Source organism: Thermogemmatispora tikiterensis (assembly GCF_003268475.1).
Taxonomy (GTDB): Bacteria; Chloroflexota; Ktedonobacteria; order Ktedonobacterales; family Ktedonobacteraceae; genus Thermogemmatispora; species Thermogemmatispora tikiterensis.
Map to the genome: position 1 here is coordinate 647,312 of NZ_MCIF01000002.1, position 15,180 is coordinate 662,491.

Annotated in this window: 12 protein-coding genes; 4 read left to right on the forward strand and 8 right to left on the reverse strand. The window is 61.8% G+C overall.

All coding sequences use genetic code 11. The features are described from left to right. Window positions 1-18 precede the first annotated feature (18 nt). The 4 genes from A4R35_RS02795 to A4R35_RS02810 all read right to left on the reverse strand — a co-directional run bounded on the left by A4R35_RS02795 (window position 19) and on the right by A4R35_RS02810 (window position 4,862). Entirely contained in the window at window positions 19-1,296 is a 1,278-nt protein-coding gene (locus A4R35_RS02795; protein ID WP_112426330.1) for a M16 family metallopeptidase, read from the reverse strand. A 360-nt stretch (window positions 1,297-1,656) separates the two neighbouring features. Further along, a complete protein-coding gene (locus A4R35_RS02800) occupies window positions 1,657-2,679 on the reverse strand; it encodes a zinc ribbon domain-containing protein (protein WP_112426332.1) in 1,023 nt (340 codons plus the stop codon). 412 nt (window positions 2,680-3,091) lie between these two features. Next, the gene (locus tag A4R35_RS02805) at window positions 3,092-4,207 is read right to left on the reverse strand and encodes a sigma-70 family RNA polymerase sigma factor (protein ID WP_223258161.1); all 1,116 of its coding nucleotides are present in this window, start codon (window positions 4,205-4,207) and stop codon (window positions 3,092-3,094) included. 325 nt (window positions 4,208-4,532) lie between these two features. After that, complete coding sequence (locus A4R35_RS02810) at window positions 4,533-4,862, reverse strand: hypothetical protein (RefSeq protein ID WP_112426334.1); 330 nt, start codon at window positions 4,860-4,862, stop codon at window positions 4,533-4,535. 417 nt (window positions 4,863-5,279) lie between these two features. Between A4R35_RS02810 and A4R35_RS02815 the strand changes: the two genes are divergently transcribed. Continuing rightward, window positions 5,280-5,783 carry a DinB family protein gene (locus A4R35_RS02815; RefSeq protein WP_112426336.1) on the forward strand — a complete coding sequence of 168 codons (504 nt, stop codon included), beginning with the start codon at window positions 5,280-5,282 and terminating at the stop codon, window positions 5,781-5,783. A gap of 99 nt (window positions 5,784-5,882) precedes the next feature. Here the strand turns inward: A4R35_RS02815 and A4R35_RS02820 are convergent, their stop codons facing one another. Further along, a complete protein-coding gene (locus A4R35_RS02820) occupies window positions 5,883-6,758 on the reverse strand; it encodes a heme NO-binding domain-containing protein (RefSeq protein WP_112426338.1) in 876 nt (291 codons plus the stop codon). 730 nt (window positions 6,759-7,488) lie between these two features. Beyond that, window positions 7,489-10,314 carry a dynamin family protein gene (locus tag A4R35_RS02825; protein WP_112426340.1) on the reverse strand — a complete coding sequence of 942 codons (2,826 nt, stop codon included), beginning with the start codon at window positions 10,312-10,314 and terminating at the stop codon, window positions 7,489-7,491. 332 nt (window positions 10,315-10,646) lie between these two features. On the opposite strand from A4R35_RS02825, the gene A4R35_RS02830 reads away from it, so the two are divergent. Together A4R35_RS02830 and A4R35_RS02835 are read left to right on the forward strand one after the other, a co-directional pair. Beyond that, window positions 10,647-11,408, forward strand: a complete 762-nt coding sequence (locus A4R35_RS02830; RefSeq protein ID WP_112426342.1) for a PIG-L deacetylase family protein — start codon at window positions 10,647-10,649, stop codon at window positions 11,406-11,408. Between the two features lie 72 nt (window positions 11,409-11,480). Then, window positions 11,481-12,719, forward strand: coding sequence for an NAD(P)/FAD-dependent oxidoreductase (locus A4R35_RS02835; protein ID WP_112426344.1), 1,239 nt, complete (start codon window positions 11,481-11,483; stop codon window positions 12,717-12,719). A 26-nt stretch (window positions 12,720-12,745) separates the two neighbouring features. On the opposite strand, the gene A4R35_RS02840 is transcribed toward A4R35_RS02835, so the two are convergent. Together A4R35_RS02840 and A4R35_RS24125 are read right to left on the reverse strand one after the other, a co-directional pair. After that, the gene (locus tag A4R35_RS02840; RefSeq protein ID WP_112426346.1) at window positions 12,746-13,591 is read right to left on the reverse strand and encodes a methylated-DNA--[protein]-cysteine S-methyltransferase; all 846 of its coding nucleotides are present in this window, start codon (window positions 13,589-13,591) and stop codon (window positions 12,746-12,748) included. Then, the gene (locus tag A4R35_RS24125; RefSeq protein ID WP_189361258.1) at window positions 13,584-14,201 is read right to left on the reverse strand and encodes an RNA polymerase sigma factor; all 618 of its coding nucleotides are present in this window, start codon (window positions 14,199-14,201) and stop codon (window positions 13,584-13,586) included. Before A4R35_RS24125 ends, A4R35_RS02840 begins: the two co-directional genes overlap by 8 nt. Window positions 14,202-14,682: 481 nt before the next feature. On the opposite strand from A4R35_RS24125, the gene A4R35_RS02850 reads away from it, so the two are divergent. Further along, window positions 14,683-14,958: a mycoredoxin gene (locus tag A4R35_RS02850; RefSeq protein ID WP_223258162.1), complete on the forward strand. Its 276-nt coding sequence runs from the start codon at window positions 14,683-14,685 to the stop codon at window positions 14,956-14,958. Window positions 14,959-15,180 lie beyond the last annotated feature (222 nt).

Genomic DNA, 15,180 nt, shown 5'->3' on the forward strand with positions numbered 1-15,180 from the left:
TGGTCTCCTCTTCCCGCGTTAGGCAGCTGTGAGCAACTTCTGAAAATGGTCGATCTGTCGAGGGTCCTCGGGGCCAATCAACGCCAGGCGGCGCCATTCGGGGGCGAAGCAGGTGCGCGCCACCCGTTGGAGATCCTGGGGAGTCACGGTCTGAATCTGGTGGATCATCTCATCCACATCGACCACGTGGCCAAGCAGGCATTCCTGACTGGCGAGCCAACTGGCGACCTGCTGAGTGCTCTCCAGACCCAGGATCAGGCCCCCGCAGACATAGGCCTTGAAGCGCTCCAGCTCCCTCTCAGAGACGGGTACCTCACAGAGCCTGTTTAACTCCTGCACAATGGCCTGTACAGCGGCCTCCGTCTGGGAAGGGTCAACCCCTGCGCTCACCACCAGATTCCCTGTTTCATAGTAACTGCTCGTGTAACTACCGATATCGTAAGCCAGCCCGCGCTCCTCACGAATACTCTGGAAGAGACGCGAACTCATTCCTTCGCCCAGGATGGCATTCAAGAGCATCAGCGCATAATAGTCGGGAGAAGAATGAGCAACCCCCAGGGTACCTAGCGAAAGATTCGTCTGTTCTGTCTCCTTATAGACCACGGCCACGGGTGGAACATCCCGCGGCGGCGGGCAGGGCGTCCAGGTTCGTAGCGGGCGCGGCTCCCAGTCGTGGAAGAGCCACTCGATCAGCTCTCGCACCTGGGCATGGTGAATATTACCCACCACTCCCACCACCAGGGCATTGGGACAATAAAACTGTTCCTGGTGTGTCAGCATATCCTGGCGGCTGATAGCGGCCACCGTCTCGTCGCGCCCCGCGTCATCGCGCCCCAGCGGCAAGCCGGGCCACATAACCTGGTCCAGCAGAAGGCCCGACCACTCCTGCGGGTCATCGCGCGTCGCGCTCAGCTCCTCGATGATCACCTGCCGCTCCTTCTCGATCTCGTGGGGATCGAACAGTGGATAGCGGATCATATCGGCGAGTACCTCGATCACCACGTCCAGGTGCTCGCTGGGGACGCGCGCCGTATAGCTGGTCAGCTCCTTCCCCGTGCTACCGTTGAAGACTCCCCCTACCCCCTCGATTGTTTCCGAGAGAATACGTGCGCTTGGATAATTCTTTGAGCCTTTAAACAGCATATGCTCAATAAAATGGGATATGCCGGCCAGGTGATCCGGTTCGTAGCGCGAGCCGGCGGCAAAGAAAAAAGCGATGCTGGCCGAGCGGATGCCCGGCACGCACATCGTCAGCAGACGCAAACCATTTGGCAGCGTAGTTCGCTCGTATTGCATCGATGCATGCGTTTCGTCATGAATTCAGCCGCTAGTGAGCCAGTCAGCAAACAGGCAGGTGAGGCACGCCCGAGCGGCTTCTCTTGAGAATGATACCCCCTGTTGCCAGACATTATAGACCCTTTACAGGTGTGTCGCAACAAGGCAATAGAAGAAGTTAGGCAGACTAGCCCATCTGGGTACAGCGGGAAGCGGCGCACAAGCAGGTAGCTAAGAGTAGAGAGCAAGCAGCAGGCCGGGCCGAAGAAAGCCAACCCGGCCCGGCCCTTGACTGACCGACCCTGGCGCTGCGCGGCGGGCGGCAGAAGGATCTTGCTGAGAGGCCGCAGGCTGTACGGTACGCAATCAGGGTCGCTCAGATCAGATCAGGCCCACGTCGTCTGCCAGGCGGCCCAGGTCGCCCAAGACGCCCTCCTCCCGCCTGTGATGGTGATGGCGGTGGTGGTGGGGGGGGTAGCCGTAGTCATTGCCCTCCAGGGAGCGCTCCAGGCCGTGCAGGAGCATCTCGCCGCCGATCACTGCTGCTGCCCCGCCCAGGGCGCCCATTGCCAGTTTGCCGCCGTCCCCCTGGAACAGGCCACCGGGGCCTCCGCCCTGCTGGTTGGGTGGCTGCTGCACTGCGGTAGCAGGCACGGGTGCGACGCCGACCAGACTCGTGTGGCAGCCTGGGCAGTTGCTTGTCCCCAGGGGAGAGATGGCCCAGCAGACCGGGCAGCGCAGCACCAGTGGTGTTTGGGCAGGATAGGGGCCAGCGGGGATCGCATTGGCAGGCCCAGGGACTGGCTGTCCGGCAGGATAGGCTCCATACTGGGCCGGTGGCTGGGCCGCGGGGGGAGCATAAGCGGGCGAGCCGACAGCCGGTGCGGGGTATGGGCTGGCTCCGGGTGTGCTGCCAGCACTGGCAGCCGGGGGCACGGGGTAGGGACCGGAGGTTGTTACTGTTGGGGCGGAGGCTACTGCCGCAGCGTTCAGTTCTGTGCCGCAGGCGCTGCAGAAGCGGGCGCCGCTCTGCTGGGGCTGGCCACACTGGGGGCAGAAGCGCGGAGTGGCAGGCTCGGCCAGAGCAGCGCCGCAGTTCGTGCAGAAGGCATTTTGGGCAGCCACCTGCGCGTGACATTGAGGGCAGAGCCGCGTGGACGGCCCTGTCGGAGCGCTGGGTGCTGCTGGACGCAAAGCATTGCCGCAGTGGGAGCAAAAAGCTGCTCCGGGTCGCACCTGGCCGCCACAGCGCGGGCACCATTCCCCGTTTGCCGCCGCCGCTCCGCCTGGAACGACGGTCGGTTGCTGTGGCTGCAGAGGCTGGGTCTGTGGCACAGGTGTACCACACTGCGGGCAGAAACGCTTACCGCTCACATCAGTACCACAGGTTGTACAGGGTTGCATCTGCTGAATTCTCCTCTCAGGCAAAAGCAAGCGCTTCGTAGCAAACTCTTATCTCTCCTGATTACTCTTCCGCAGTCTACCACAGGGTGAGTCTTTTCGTCGAGAGTGGGAGAGGCGGTCCTGGCTTTCACGGGAGGCAGGTCGCAAAAAAGGGGAGAGCCGTGGAATCTGATCGACCGGGAATGCGGGAAAGCCAGGCGTAGAAGTAGGGAGACCAGGGGCGGAGGAAAGGCTTTTTCTCCCATCGAGGAGGCATAACTGTGAAGGGCATGGGCTAGCCAGCAAGCCGACCCATGCCCCCTTGAGCGGGCAAAGGGAAGGATCTATCTGCTCTCTTGGTGGTGCCCCGGGCTCCTCCGTTAGCCAGGGTTACCGGGCAAGCCCAGCCGGTCCGGTTGAGGAGAGCGCGCACTCACACACACTCCCGCAAAGAAGCGTTGCCGCTGAAATTGCGCAGCTTCATCAGGGCTACCACCTCAAGCTGGCGGACCCGCTCGCGCGAAATGCCCAATTCCTTGCCGACTTCCAGCAGCGTGCGGCTACGTCCATCGCCGATGCCGTAACGGAGCGTAATCACAGCGCGCTCGCGCGGGGTAAGCGTTGAAAGAGCGCGATGTAGCTCCTCGCCGAGCAAGTGCTGTGAAGCGGTCTCAGCGGGAGCGGGGGCAGTACTATCCTCCAGCGTATCGGCCAGCGAATGGCGGGCCTCATCGTCGACGGGGGCATCCAGAGAGACGGGTTGCTCAATCACACTGAGGAGATCGATGACTTCATTCACGTCAATATTGCAGGCTGCGGCAATCTGCTCAGGCTCGGGGTCGAGGCCACTCTCCTGGGAGAGTTGAGCGGCAACGCGACGCACCTTACGCAAGCGGGTTGCAACATGTTCGGGTAAATGGATCAAGCGAGACTGCTCGCCAGCGGCGCGGCTGACAGCCTGACGAATCCACCAGGTGGCATACGTACCGAAATGGCAACCGCGGCGATAGTCGAACTTCTCGGCGGCGCGCATCAGCCCGAGGTTGCCCTCCTGGATCAGATCGACCAGGGGGACGCCGGTGCTTGTATAACGACGGGCAATAGCAATGACCAGACGCAGATTTGACTCGATCAGTTTCCGACGCGCCAGCTCATCGCCCTCAGCGGCACGACGTGCCAGCTCAAGCTCTTCCTCGTGGGTCAGCAGCCCCAGGCCACGGATATCGCGCAGATAGCTCTGAAAAGCATCTTCAGAGCCGAGCGCCTGGCGTACATTTGGAGAGCGGCGTTCGGGAACCTCATCCGTCAGGTCGGTCTCGACGCTCTCCATCTCTAGCTCATCGCTGCTCTCCAGCAACGGATCAAGGGCCAGATCGGCAACGGTCTCGCTCGCGGGGAGGGCAGCGTCGTCCTCGCCAGTGGCCAGCAGAACGGCCTCGCTTTCTATCTCCAGCGTGGCCGCCTTCCGGCCTATGCGCCGCCTCGCTGACTGGCTGGCCGGTCGCATCCTGCGGCCATCGCGTACGGGATCTGCAGCAGCTATAGCCATGATTCCACGCTCCCTTCGGGAAACTCACCGACAAAAACCAGCTTGCCGGCCTCCGTACGGCCTCGTGGTCGGCATTTGGTGCCGGGTAGGCCCATTCCTGGCATCCATCCAGCGGCTTTCATTCTACCTGGAACCCAGGTTAGCCAACATCAGGTGTTTACCTTAAATTCTCTCAGGTTCTAACCGTATCTTCTTTCTGGCCGTTGGCTTCTTCCCGGCCACCGGGCAGCCCCTCCCCAGCAGGCTTACCCTTTAAAGACGCCCGAAGCGGCCAGAACAGGTAGCAGGCCCACGCACGGCCCAAGGGCCTGCTGGGAGCGTTGGCTCAGCCCTGCTCGGGATCGAAGGGGTCCTCGACCCCGTGACCGCGATCGTAGAAGGTTTGCAGGACATCCCCAGGATGCTTCCCATAGGCTGGGCGTTTGCGCCACTGTCCTTCCCCGGCTTCGGAGGCGCTCATCTTCAGAATCAGACGTTGATCTTGGCGCGTGGCGATGGCCGTATAGGGATAAAAACGATCTGTCCAGAACAGCAACGGCCCACGGCGCACCCGCAAACTCTCAGGGTAGATAGCCACTACCTGGCCCAGGCGGTGCTGGTCGGCGCTATAGACGCTCAGGCCCTTTTCAATATCGGCAGCGTTCCAGTTCGTCATGAAACACTCTTCTCCTCTCCAGGCGAGAGCCAACAGGATAGTGCGCTACAACGAGTGTGCTCGTACTTGAGGTTTTTGTCTTCTCTTCTCCTGACTTGATCATCTCCATCCCTATCACGCCCTTCTGCCAGGGAAGCGTTTCAGCCCAGCATCATGCTGGAACCGAGCCAGGTGCCGGGAATAAGAGAAGGCTTAGAAAGCGACAGACAACCGCCCTGCGACTTCGCCCGCGTTCTCATCTAGCACCGTTTTATCATCACCGTCGCTCAGGTGAAAGTAGCTGATTTTAGGATCGAGAATGTCCGCTATTCCTACTAATCTGACACTTAGACGCTCTTCCTTCGCTCTGCAGACGGAGGGAGGAAGCCGATCTTCACACGCGAAGGGTGGATTAGATCAGAGAAGAAGGAGTAAAGGATGACAGAGACCGAACAAAGCCAATCCGGAGGAATGACACTGGCAGAGATCTATTGTGGCTGGGGCCACTATCAGCGGCTGCTGGTGGAAGCCCTGGCCCCGCTCAACGAGGAGCAGCTAGAGCTCCGCGTTGCGCCTCACCTGCGCAGCATCCGCCAGATCGTCGTTCATATTACCGCGGTGCGGGCCGGCTGGTTTGGAGGAGTCATGGAGGTTGAGCCAGGGCAACTGCTGCCTTACGCCCGCTGGAGCAAGCAAGCTCCCAATGGACCCGTAACGGTGCTCATCGCGGGATTGCAGACCACCTGGCGAATTATCGACGAGCAGCTCGCGCGCTGGACGCTGGCCGACCTGGCCACCGGCTTCTCGGGTCTCTGGCGTAGCGGACCTTATAGCTATACGCGCCAGGAAGTCATCTGGCATCTCATCGAGCACAACCTGCACCACGGGGGAGAGCTTTTCTTCATTCTGAGCTGTCATGGCTTGCCGACGCCCGAACTGTAGGCGACACAGCGGCCAGGAGAGATCGTCTGATCTCTGCGGATCTGGGGTGCCGATCGCCCTCGGCACGCCGACAAGCCAGAGCAGCGCGGTCAGCCAGCCTCAGTAGTCCCAGTAAGTACTGACACGCCAGTAGCGGCGGGTCGTCAGGTTGTCCTCCAGCTCCCCACTCGTCGCAGCCACATAGCCGGCAAACTGCAGATGACGCAGGGCCTGTAGTAGCACCGCCGGGCGCTGGTAGGTGGGATTCAGACGGTAGCGCTGTGCCAGCGCCTGACGAACTTCGCGCAGAGTCAAGGCCTGCGCCGGCTCCGTGGGCAGAATCGTCAGAATGCCTCGTCCTAGCTCGCGCATCGCATTCTGGTGCGCCTGCTGCTCGAAGGCATTAGCGCGCGCCTGCTCTGAGAGCTGCTCTGCGCTTCTGGTATCACGGGCAAAAGTAGCGGCAATGCGACACACGGGATCACCGCGCTTCATGCAGCTGTGTTCATAAATCGAGGCCTCTTCTCCGTAGCGCTCGGCGGCGCCCTCGATGGCCCCCAGGAGGACCGCGCATAGCTGCCGCGGGCTATCGTAGATCAGGATAACGCTCCGCTCTTGAGAGGCGAACTCATAGTTGAAGAGCGGCGGGGTCAGACCCGCGGCAGTCTTGCGTAGACGGCTATGAACATCTCGCATCGTGAGCAGCAGGTCATAGGCGCTGCTGACGCCCGAGAGGATATACTTGCAGAGATGGCCGGTGAGGCTGTTCAGCATAAAGTAGCGTCCATATTCGCGCAGCAGCTGATCAGGGGACAGACCGCTGAGGCGACTGGCCGCTGCTACGCCCTCAAGAAGCGCTCCATCGTCGTAGGAGCGGCTCACCAGGGGCGTGGCGCTCGGCGATTCACCGATGGCCTCGCGGTAGGCGCTCAACAGGCCACCGCCGAAGCGCTCACCGAGATACTTTTCCCAGGTTGTAAAAATCAGACCGTGCATGTCTGACCTCCTTCTCTCTCCAAGACCTGGTCCAGCTCTGCCACCTTTTCGAGAAAGCCGGGGTGGTCTGATCGACCACCCTGGTTAGCGGGCGCCTGACAGGGGCTGGACTACATAAACACGTTACGCTGTATGCTTGCTATCTGGATGAATAGATAGGCCACAGGTACCAGTATTTTTTTGTGCAGTCAGGGATTGATAGATAGTAGATGTTTTATCTCGGCTGAAGCTATACTGTTGACTCTCATCCATTTTGATGGGGAGAGAACGACCAGGGAGTCTGCCGGGCAAGATAAGAAGAAGGGGCGGTGGCTCTACGAGCGTCATATGAATATTTCTCAACTCCGAGGAGCGACTTCTGCTAGATCTTCATTGCATCTCAACGCGATATTCACCGGGATTGGAGCCTGGGGCAGCTATCGTAATGCGCGGGGGGTGACAATGGGAAGCGGGCCCTGGGGGGACTGAGATGTGACGTGATCCTGGAGGCGGGTTTGTCGTGGGGAACAGGGAAAAGGGAGGGAGGGAGAGGCGCGGCCCTGAGCGCTCTCCCTCCCTCTTTATCTTGCTTGCTTGTAGAACGAGGGGGGCCAGCTTCCTCTGAGCAGCTCGAGAGCGAAATATTTCATCTCCTGGCGGGAGAAAGGGATGGACATGCCACCGAGCCGGGCCAGGTTAGGTTAGGCCTCAGCTCGGGGCATCTTCGGGCGCTATTTATTCTCCAGGCCGCTTACTCCTGGCGATGAATTGTCTTGAGCGCCTCCACCTCCTGAATCAGATCAACCCACTGATCCAGCGCGGCCTCACGCTGCGCCTGCAAGTTATCGAGCTGCTGGCGCAGCGCCTCCGAAGTATGCACACGCTCGGTCAGATGGCTGTAGAGGCGCGTCACGATATCCGAGAACGTACCGTTTTGCGACACCGGCTGAGCCTCCAGGCGATCGCTATCGTAGACCTGGCGCTCCTGAAGCTTATCCAGCTCATAGCGGAAGAGGCGCGCGATGCGCTGCTCTGTGCTGCGAGCCAGGCCGTTGCAGATAGTGTCGAGAATCGGCGCCATCAGTCGGCGTGCCTGCTGAATGATCTCCTCGGCCTTTCCCTGAGCGTTCGTCAGGCGATAGAGCGCGCCCACCGCCGGATTCTCGCGGGTTGGGGCATACTTCTCCTCATTGAGCAGCTCGCCCAGGGTCACATAGAGGCAGATATCGCGGGCCTTCTCGCGGATGCTGCGCTTCAGTTTATTGTAGGCTTTCTGAATCTCATCCAGTTCGCCGCCAAACTCACCGAGAGCCACCCGATTGATATCGAGCGAGCCGTCGACTTCCTCTTTGTAGGCAATGGGCATCAAGAAAGCCTCGGCCAGCGTCCGGGCGGGGTCATTCAGTTCGCGCTCCAGGGCCATACACAGGCTCTGGCGCAGCGCCTTAATCAGGCCCCAGCCGTCGATATCTGTCCAGCGGTTGCCGATCTCCATCGCTGGTGAGTCCTCGGGGCGGCGGTTGCCAACCTTGATATAGTGATCGAAGTGGCCCTGTGTGATGCGGATCTTGACGCGTTGAGCGGCGCGCTCGTGGGCCGTTTGCAGCACGCGCTGGAAGACGCTCTTCTCGCTGCTGATCGCTGAATCGAACTGGCGCAGGGCGTCGTTCCAGGCATCGAGCATGGCGTTGGTGCGGCGCTGCAGGTGCTCGAAGCGAGCGGCGCTGCGGCGGGCCTGGCGCGAACGCATTTCCTGCTGCAGCTCCTGCAGGTCGTGGCTTTCGACGCCGAGCTGGCTCATCTGCTCCCAGCACAGATCTTCCGTCAGCTGCAACGCCATTGCCAGCTGCGTCTCCGCGTGGCGCAGCTGCACCTCATAGCGGTTCTCCGTTAAAAAGACCTGCAGGTCGTGTGTCAGCTCGGGCAGGCCGCTGTACTGCAGCATGGCCTCATGCTGCTCGCGCGTCACCTGCTCAAACTCCTGAGCGCTGGTAGTAGGCGGCAGCGAGGGGGCCACCTTCAGCAACTCGGGGTAGACTCCCAGCAGGCGACCGGCGTACTCGCGGCCCTCCTGTTGCCGTTCCTCATCCAGGGAGGTGCCGGCCAGGCCCAGAGTTGCCAGCAGGGCATCGAGGGCGCGCAGCGGGTAGAAGAAATAGGTATGGCGTGAACCGTGGCGATGGTAGCTCGCGTAGCCGGGGGGCAGCTCGCGCAGGAAGGGGCGCAGGCTGCCGAGGGCTTTCTCCTGGCTGGCAGGAGAATTAATCTCATCCCAGTGCGTCACTACCAGGAAGAGCATGCGGCTGGCCACGTCGAAGGCGCGGTTCTGCAGGACTGCCTGGCGGACCTCCTCAAAGATGCGCTGGATACGCTCATCGTCGCCGAAGCGGTTGTTGCCGATCACCAGCAGCAGGGCGTCGACCTGCTTCAGCTCCTCGCGCAGCATCAGGTCGTGATAGATCTGACCGGCGGCGCCGCCGGGCAAATCGACCAAGACGCTGTTGGGTGGCAGCACTGAGCGCGGTCCCGCGTGAACGCGGTACTCCACATAGTCGATGACGCGGGTCAGGCGCGGCTCCTCGCTATCGCGGGCCGGCTCTTCGATATAGCGGCGGCTTTCCGTTTTCCAGCGCTCGCGTGGCACGATCTCCACGTAGGGCTGGTCATCCTTCAGATAAGTATCGCCAAAGGCTTCGCTCGCTTTGAGCAGGATATTCAGCTCAGCAGCCAGGGCCTCGCGCATCTTCTGCGTTGGTGCCGTCTTGATGGCCTGCTGGGTCTGGCTGAGCAGGTGGCCGAAGGCAGCCCGTGTCAGAAAGTGGACGTGCATTTCCTCCGGCTCATCATCGCGGCAGAGACGCACGCGCGTGCGCACCCCTGTGACGGCGCCTCCGGCCAGGCGTGGGAAGATATCTCGTCCGATCAGGGCTGCCAGGAGCGTGCTCTTGCCGGCGCCGGCGTGCCCGACCAGCTTGACGGTATACTCGCGCGTATAGTCCAGAGCGCGTGCCGCCTCAGCGATGTGGTGGCGCAGACGCAGGGCCTGCTGCGACTCGATCTGCTGGATCTGTGGCCGCTCCAGTAAGCGGGCACAGGCCGAGGCACGCTGGAGCTGCTTTTTCCAGGCATTGATCTTTTGTGCTTTATCGGGGAGGTTGGCCGGGAAATAAACATCGATCTGACCGACCTGCTCCTCCAGACGCTGGAGCAGGCTATGGATCTCACCCGGAGCGGGAGGGGGAGCTGCCGTCTGGGTGGCCTTTCCACTCTCTCCTTCCTCTTCCTCCTCCCCTTCTTCATATTCGTAATCTTCTTCCTCTTCGTCTTCCTCCTCATCGTAGGAATCGGGCGGCGCTGGAGCTGTAGGGGCCGCGCCAGGCTGCGCGGGGGTGGTGGCGGCGGAGGCCGCAGCACCGGAGGCGGCAGCTGCCGCTGAAGCCTGCGCAGTTGTGGGCGGCGGATAGAGACGTGTCCCGCAGATATTGCAGAAGGGTGCACCAATGGGCACGACGTTATCGCACTGGGGACAGGTCATTAATTGTTGTGGTTGCTGTTGGGCCTGTCTAGTAAACTGCATACGTCTTTTTGTGTACTTCCCTTCCACAGATTTTGACCGTTAAGGCGAGATAGCATTGAAATAGGATGCTTTCATGTTAATAGATTTTTGTGGTCCCCGGCCCTCTCTAGCAGGAAAGTACCACCTGGCCTGTGACGCTCGCTGCCCTCTTGGGGGATAGGACGAGCGCTTTTTGCAAGGCTCGTTCCTCCCCTCCGGGGGTGGGAGATGGCTCTTGTGGCCGGCTGGCAGGGCAGCGCGATGGCTCAGCAATAGGCAGAGAGAGGCGGGCGTGGTACAATAAGGCCGACTTCCCCGATGCCTTTTGAGATCCTAGAGGAGCGTGTCTTTTGATGCAGGGACAACAAGAAGCAGTTGAGACATCGAAAGAGCAAGCGAAGCGTGCAATGGTGATTGTGGCTCATCCCGATGATGCAGAATTCGGCTGTGGCGGCACTGTGGCGCGTTGGGTGCGCGAGGGATGGGAGGTTTACTACGTCATCTGTACCGATGGGGGAGGGGGAGGGCCGGACGAGGCGCAGGACGTCAGTGCAGAGGCCCGGCAGCGTACGATCGAGACGCGCCAGGCCGAGCAGCGGGCTGCCTGTCAGATTTTGGGGGTCAAAGAAGTCATTTTCCTCGGCTATCCCGACGGGCAGCTCCAGCCGACGCGCGAATTGAAGCGCGAGCTGGTGCGTCTCCTGCGCAGATATCGCCCCACGCGCGTGGTCTGTCAATCGCCCGAGCGCTCATGGTCGCCAGTGCTCTTTTTGGGCCGCTATCATCCAGATCATCTGACCGCCGGGCGGATGGCCCTGGAGGCGATCTATCCCGCTTCGCAGAATGCCTGGGACTTCCCAGAGCTATTGGCCGAGGGACTGCAGCCGCATCGGGTGCGCGAGGTCTACATTGTGGGGGCGCCCGTGCTTAATCATGCCGAAGATATCTCCGAGACCATTGAGCTGAAGCTGCGGGCGCTGCAGGCTCATGCCAGTCAGGTTGGAGACCACTTTGAGCAGGTAGCGGAGCGCGTGCGTCGTGGGGCCCAGGAGTCTGGGGCGCGGCATCAGCTAGTCTATGCCGAGGAGTTTCACCGCACGGAGAACGCTCGCTAGCCCTCCTGGTAGGCCGGCCAGTTGAGCGTTGTCTGGGAGCTGATTGATCAAGAAAGGGAGAGGACGGTGCCTATGCAGGAGTCCAGGGACGTTGTTGTTGTGGGGGGAGGGCCGGCGGGTCTGGCCGCCGCAGAGGCGGTAGCGCGCCAGGGGCTGGGGGTGCTCGTATTAGAACGGCAGAGCGAGATCGGCTATCCGGTCCATACCAGTGGCGGAAGTTGGATCAAGGATATGCAGGAGCTGGGCGTACCCGCCCAGCTCTATCATCCGATCCCGCAGGTGTTTTTTCTCTCGCCTCGGCAGCAGGTGGCGCTGCGCTATGATCCGCCGGTGGCCTGTGTCCTCGATGTGCGCGGCCTCTATCAGTACCTGGCGGCGCGAGCCATCGCCGCGGGGGCGGAGCTGCGCTTGCGCCATGTGGTCGATCAAGTGCTGCTTGAGGAGGGGGAGGTGCGCGGCGTAACGGTGCGCGACGAGCGTGGACGTCGTCTCATGGTCAGGGCCAAAGTGACCATCGATGCCACTGGCATGGCACGTCATATAGCCGTGCGAGCAGGACTCGGCGGCGCCTTCCGGCGCTATGGCTACGGTGCCGAGTACGATCTCTATGCGCCGCACTATCCCCAGGAGGAGCTGTATTTGCTAATGGGGAGTGAGGTTGCGCCCAGCGGCTACGCCTGGGTCTTTCCACGTGGGCAGGGGCGGGTTCGTGTCGGGGTGGGGGTGATCCATCCGGATAGCGAAGACGATGCACGCCTCTATCTAGAGTATGTGCTCCGCGAGGAGCCGCGCCTGCGGGAAAAGTTGCGCGGTGCCAGTCCTGTGGAGTATCACACGGGTCTCTTCCCGGCGGAAGGGCCAGCGGAACGTTTCTCCACCGCTGGCCTCTTGCTGGCGGGCGATGCTGGGGGGCAGGGGTCGACGCTGGTAGGTGAGGGCATTCGCTTTGCCATCTACGCCGGGCGTCTGGCGGGAGAGGTGGCGGCGGAGGCGATCGAGGAGGGCGATACCTCGGCGGCCTTCCTGGAGCGCTTTGACCGTCGCTGGCGGGCGCGCTTTGGGCGCGAGATGGAGCTGGCCTATCTGATCAATCGTCACATTGCGGCCTATCGTGATGAACAGTGGGACGATGCCTTAGTCCTGCTCCGGCGCCTGACACCGGCCCAGTGGGCCCAGGCTATGCGTGGCGAGTTCACCGCGGGCCTGCTCATGGGAATTATGGCACGCAGCCCGCGTCTCGTCGCCAGCGGTGGCCGGCGCCTGCTGGAGCGTCTTCTGGAGCGTCTGGGTCAGGGGGCCAGCGCGAGCTGAGTGAGCGCTGGCTGGCCTCCCCCTGACTACTCGCTGGCGAGACTGATGTCTGGACTCGCCGGGGGGGCAGGACGACAGTGCTGGCAGGGGCGATAGCCAAGGCGTGTTGCCTCCTCGGGCGAGCGCAGGGGCTGGCGGTGTTCTGGAGCGATCCGGCGCGCGTAGCGACAGGTCGGGAAGCAGTAGACATGGGTAGTCGTACTGCCGATGTAGCGCACCCCCCTGGCGGAGAGCTGCTCTAGCAAGGCCAGGTCGATTCCTTCGGCTTCCAACAATGCCCGTTTATTGAGCGGGCCGCCCAGACTGTAGTTGCCGATCTGGCAATCGCTGCGCACCACCCGGTGGCAGGGGATCAGCAGCGGGATAGGGTTGCGTGCCAGGGCGTTGCCCACGGCCCGTACGGCGTGTGGTTGCCCGATCTCGCGCGCTACCCAGGCGTAGGGACGCACCTCGCCAGAGGGGATCAGCAGCGTCCGGCACAGGACTGCCTGTTCGAAGGGGCTGCGACCGCGCAGATCGAAAGGCAGATGGGCCGTCTGACCGGTCTGCAGGGCTGACTCGATCTGCCCGACCCAGGCTGGAGCCTCGGCGGGATCGAGGGGAAAGATGGCCCGTCCAAACTCCGTGCGGAAGCGAGCCTCGAAGCTGGCGGCATCCGCTGCATAATCCACGGCGGAGATCCCGCGCGCATTCAGCGCCACGAAAACCGGTCCAATCGGCGACGAGAAGCGCAGGTAGCCGTCAGCCAGCCCGACTTGAAACAATACGCGGGAGCGCAGGGCTGGTGGGGGTGAGGCCTCCTGCTGGAAAGTGCGCAGCTCGCGGACCAGTTGTCGCGCTTGTGACAGGCTGCGAGACTGTTGCTCAGTCATAGAGCACCTCACGAGCATGATGTTGGGCAAGCACCTGGCGCAGCTGCGCCAGGCCACGATGGACTCTGGCCTTGACGGTGCCAATCGGTTGATTGAGCAGGCGCGCCAGCTCTGGATAGCTCAGCCCCTCGATGTGGCGCAGCACAATCACCTCACGGTAGGCGAGCGGTAGCGTCAGAAGCGCCTGTTGCAGCAGGAGCAGGCGCTCGCGTGCTTCCAGGTGGGCCTCGGGCCCTTCAGCGCGTGCACCCTCTAGCTCCTCGTCCGCGTCAGTGCCGGCCTGTTCCAGTGAGACACAGGTCGGCAGGTGGCGGAGCTTGCGCAGTCGATTGCGCGCCACATTGAGCACAATCTGATAGAGCCAGGCGCGCAGAGCCAGACTGCGTACCTGCTCGACAGAATAGCCGCTGAGCGCGTGATAGGCGCGCACAAAGGCATCCTGCGTAATCTCCTGCGCCTCCTCGTAACTCCCGCTCAGCCGTAGAGCGAAAGCAAAGAGGCGCTGTTCATAGTGCAGCACTACCTGCTCGAAGCAGTGGTCGAGATCGGCGAGCAAGCTATTCAACAACGCCTGCTCTTGATGAAGGCCTGCCTCATCTGCGCGATTCATGGGCATGGCCCTGCTCCAGAACCCCGGCCTACTCTGAACTCCTGCGCCGCTAGGCCCGATCTCAGGTATTTGCTCGCTCTGGGAATGAAGGTGACAGCCGGCTTCACTGCTTGTACTGGCCTCCTCTTCTTTGTGCCTCACTCCTGTCCAGGCAGGCGTGCTTTCTTTTCGCTTGACTCTGCTCTTTATAACACCTGGCCGGCGAGAAAGGTTGCAGGCCAGGGCCAGGTCGCGTCGCCTGTCTGTGGATCTCGCTCTACCGTTGCCACCACCTGGAGAGGCTTGGGGAGACCCCAGGCTGGGAGCGCAGGCGCCCGGGTGTCTCAGAGCTGGGAGAGCAGGACCAGACCAGGCCGGCCCAGGGTCGCCTGGGGTCTGGAGGGCTGACTCAGGAATAGAGAAGCGCCCCGGCTGTGTTTTTATAAAATGTAACCCGGGGTTCCGCACTCCACTATCACCATATCCCCAAGGAGCTATCTCAGTGGAAGGACACGCTACCGCTTCGACTATTACCCAACAGCAAATCAAGGTATATGCGACAAGCTGGTGTGGTGATTGTCGTAGGGCAAAGCGCTGGCTCGACGAACACCACATTGCCTATGACTACATCGATATAGAAAAAGACGAGCAGGCTGCCGCCTACGTCATGCAGGTCAATGGTGGCCTGCGCAGCGTTCCCACCATCGTCTTCCCCGATGGCTCTGTGCTCGTAGAGCCTTCGAATCGCGAGCTGGCGCAGAAGTTCGGCCTCAGCTGAGCGCGCCAACGCGCCAGGCAGCCAGGCCAGGGCTGGCCGCTCAGCGCCATCTGTTCCTGGGATCTGCCCATCGCCCCCTGTTCTATCAGGTACCGCGAGGATTCCACGACAGAAGACGCTGGCAGCTAGCCTGGCAGCCTGCATCCTCTACGCTCTGAACGGGAGCGGGACTGTCCCACCTGGTGGCCAGATGTGATAAGATCTAAACGACCGGTCTTCGCC

Excerpts from the sequence above, each read along its gene's own strand:
- A4R35_RS02815 (WP_112426336.1), top strand. The coding sequence starts at position 5,280 with ATGACAGAGACCGAACAAAGCCAATCCGGAGGAATGACACTGGCAGAG.
- A4R35_RS02820 (WP_112426338.1), bottom strand. The coding sequence starts at position 6,758 with ATGCACGGTCTGATTTTTACAACCTGGGAAAAGTATCTCGGTGAGCGC.
- A4R35_RS02840 (WP_112426346.1), bottom strand. The coding sequence starts at position 13,591 with ATGACTGAGCAACAGTCTCGCAGCCTGTCACAAGCGCGACAACTGGTC.
- A4R35_RS24125 (WP_189361258.1), bottom strand. The coding sequence starts at position 14,201 with ATGAATCGCGCAGATGAGGCAGGCCTTCATCAAGAGCAGGCGTTGTTG.
- A4R35_RS02825 (WP_112426340.1), bottom strand. The coding sequence starts at position 10,314 with ATGCAGTTTACTAGACAGGCCCAACAGCAACCACAACAATTAATGACC.
- A4R35_RS02835 (WP_112426344.1), top strand. The coding sequence starts at position 11,481 with ATGCAGGAGTCCAGGGACGTTGTTGTTGTGGGGGGAGGGCCGGCGGGT.
- A4R35_RS02795 (WP_112426330.1), bottom strand. The coding sequence starts at position 1,296 with ATGCAATACGAGCGAACTACGCTGCCAAATGGTTTGCGTCTGCTGACG.
- A4R35_RS02805 (WP_223258161.1), bottom strand. The coding sequence starts at position 4,207 with ATGGCTATAGCTGCTGCAGATCCCGTACGCGATGGCCGCAGGATGCGA.
- A4R35_RS02810 (WP_112426334.1), bottom strand. The coding sequence starts at position 4,862 with ATGACGAACTGGAACGCTGCCGATATTGAAAAGGGCCTGAGCGTCTAT.
- A4R35_RS02800 (WP_112426332.1), bottom strand. The coding sequence starts at position 2,679 with ATGCAACCCTGTACAACCTGTGGTACTGATGTGAGCGGTAAGCGTTTC.
- A4R35_RS02830 (WP_112426342.1), top strand. The coding sequence starts at position 10,647 with ATGCAGGGACAACAAGAAGCAGTTGAGACATCGAAAGAGCAAGCGAAG.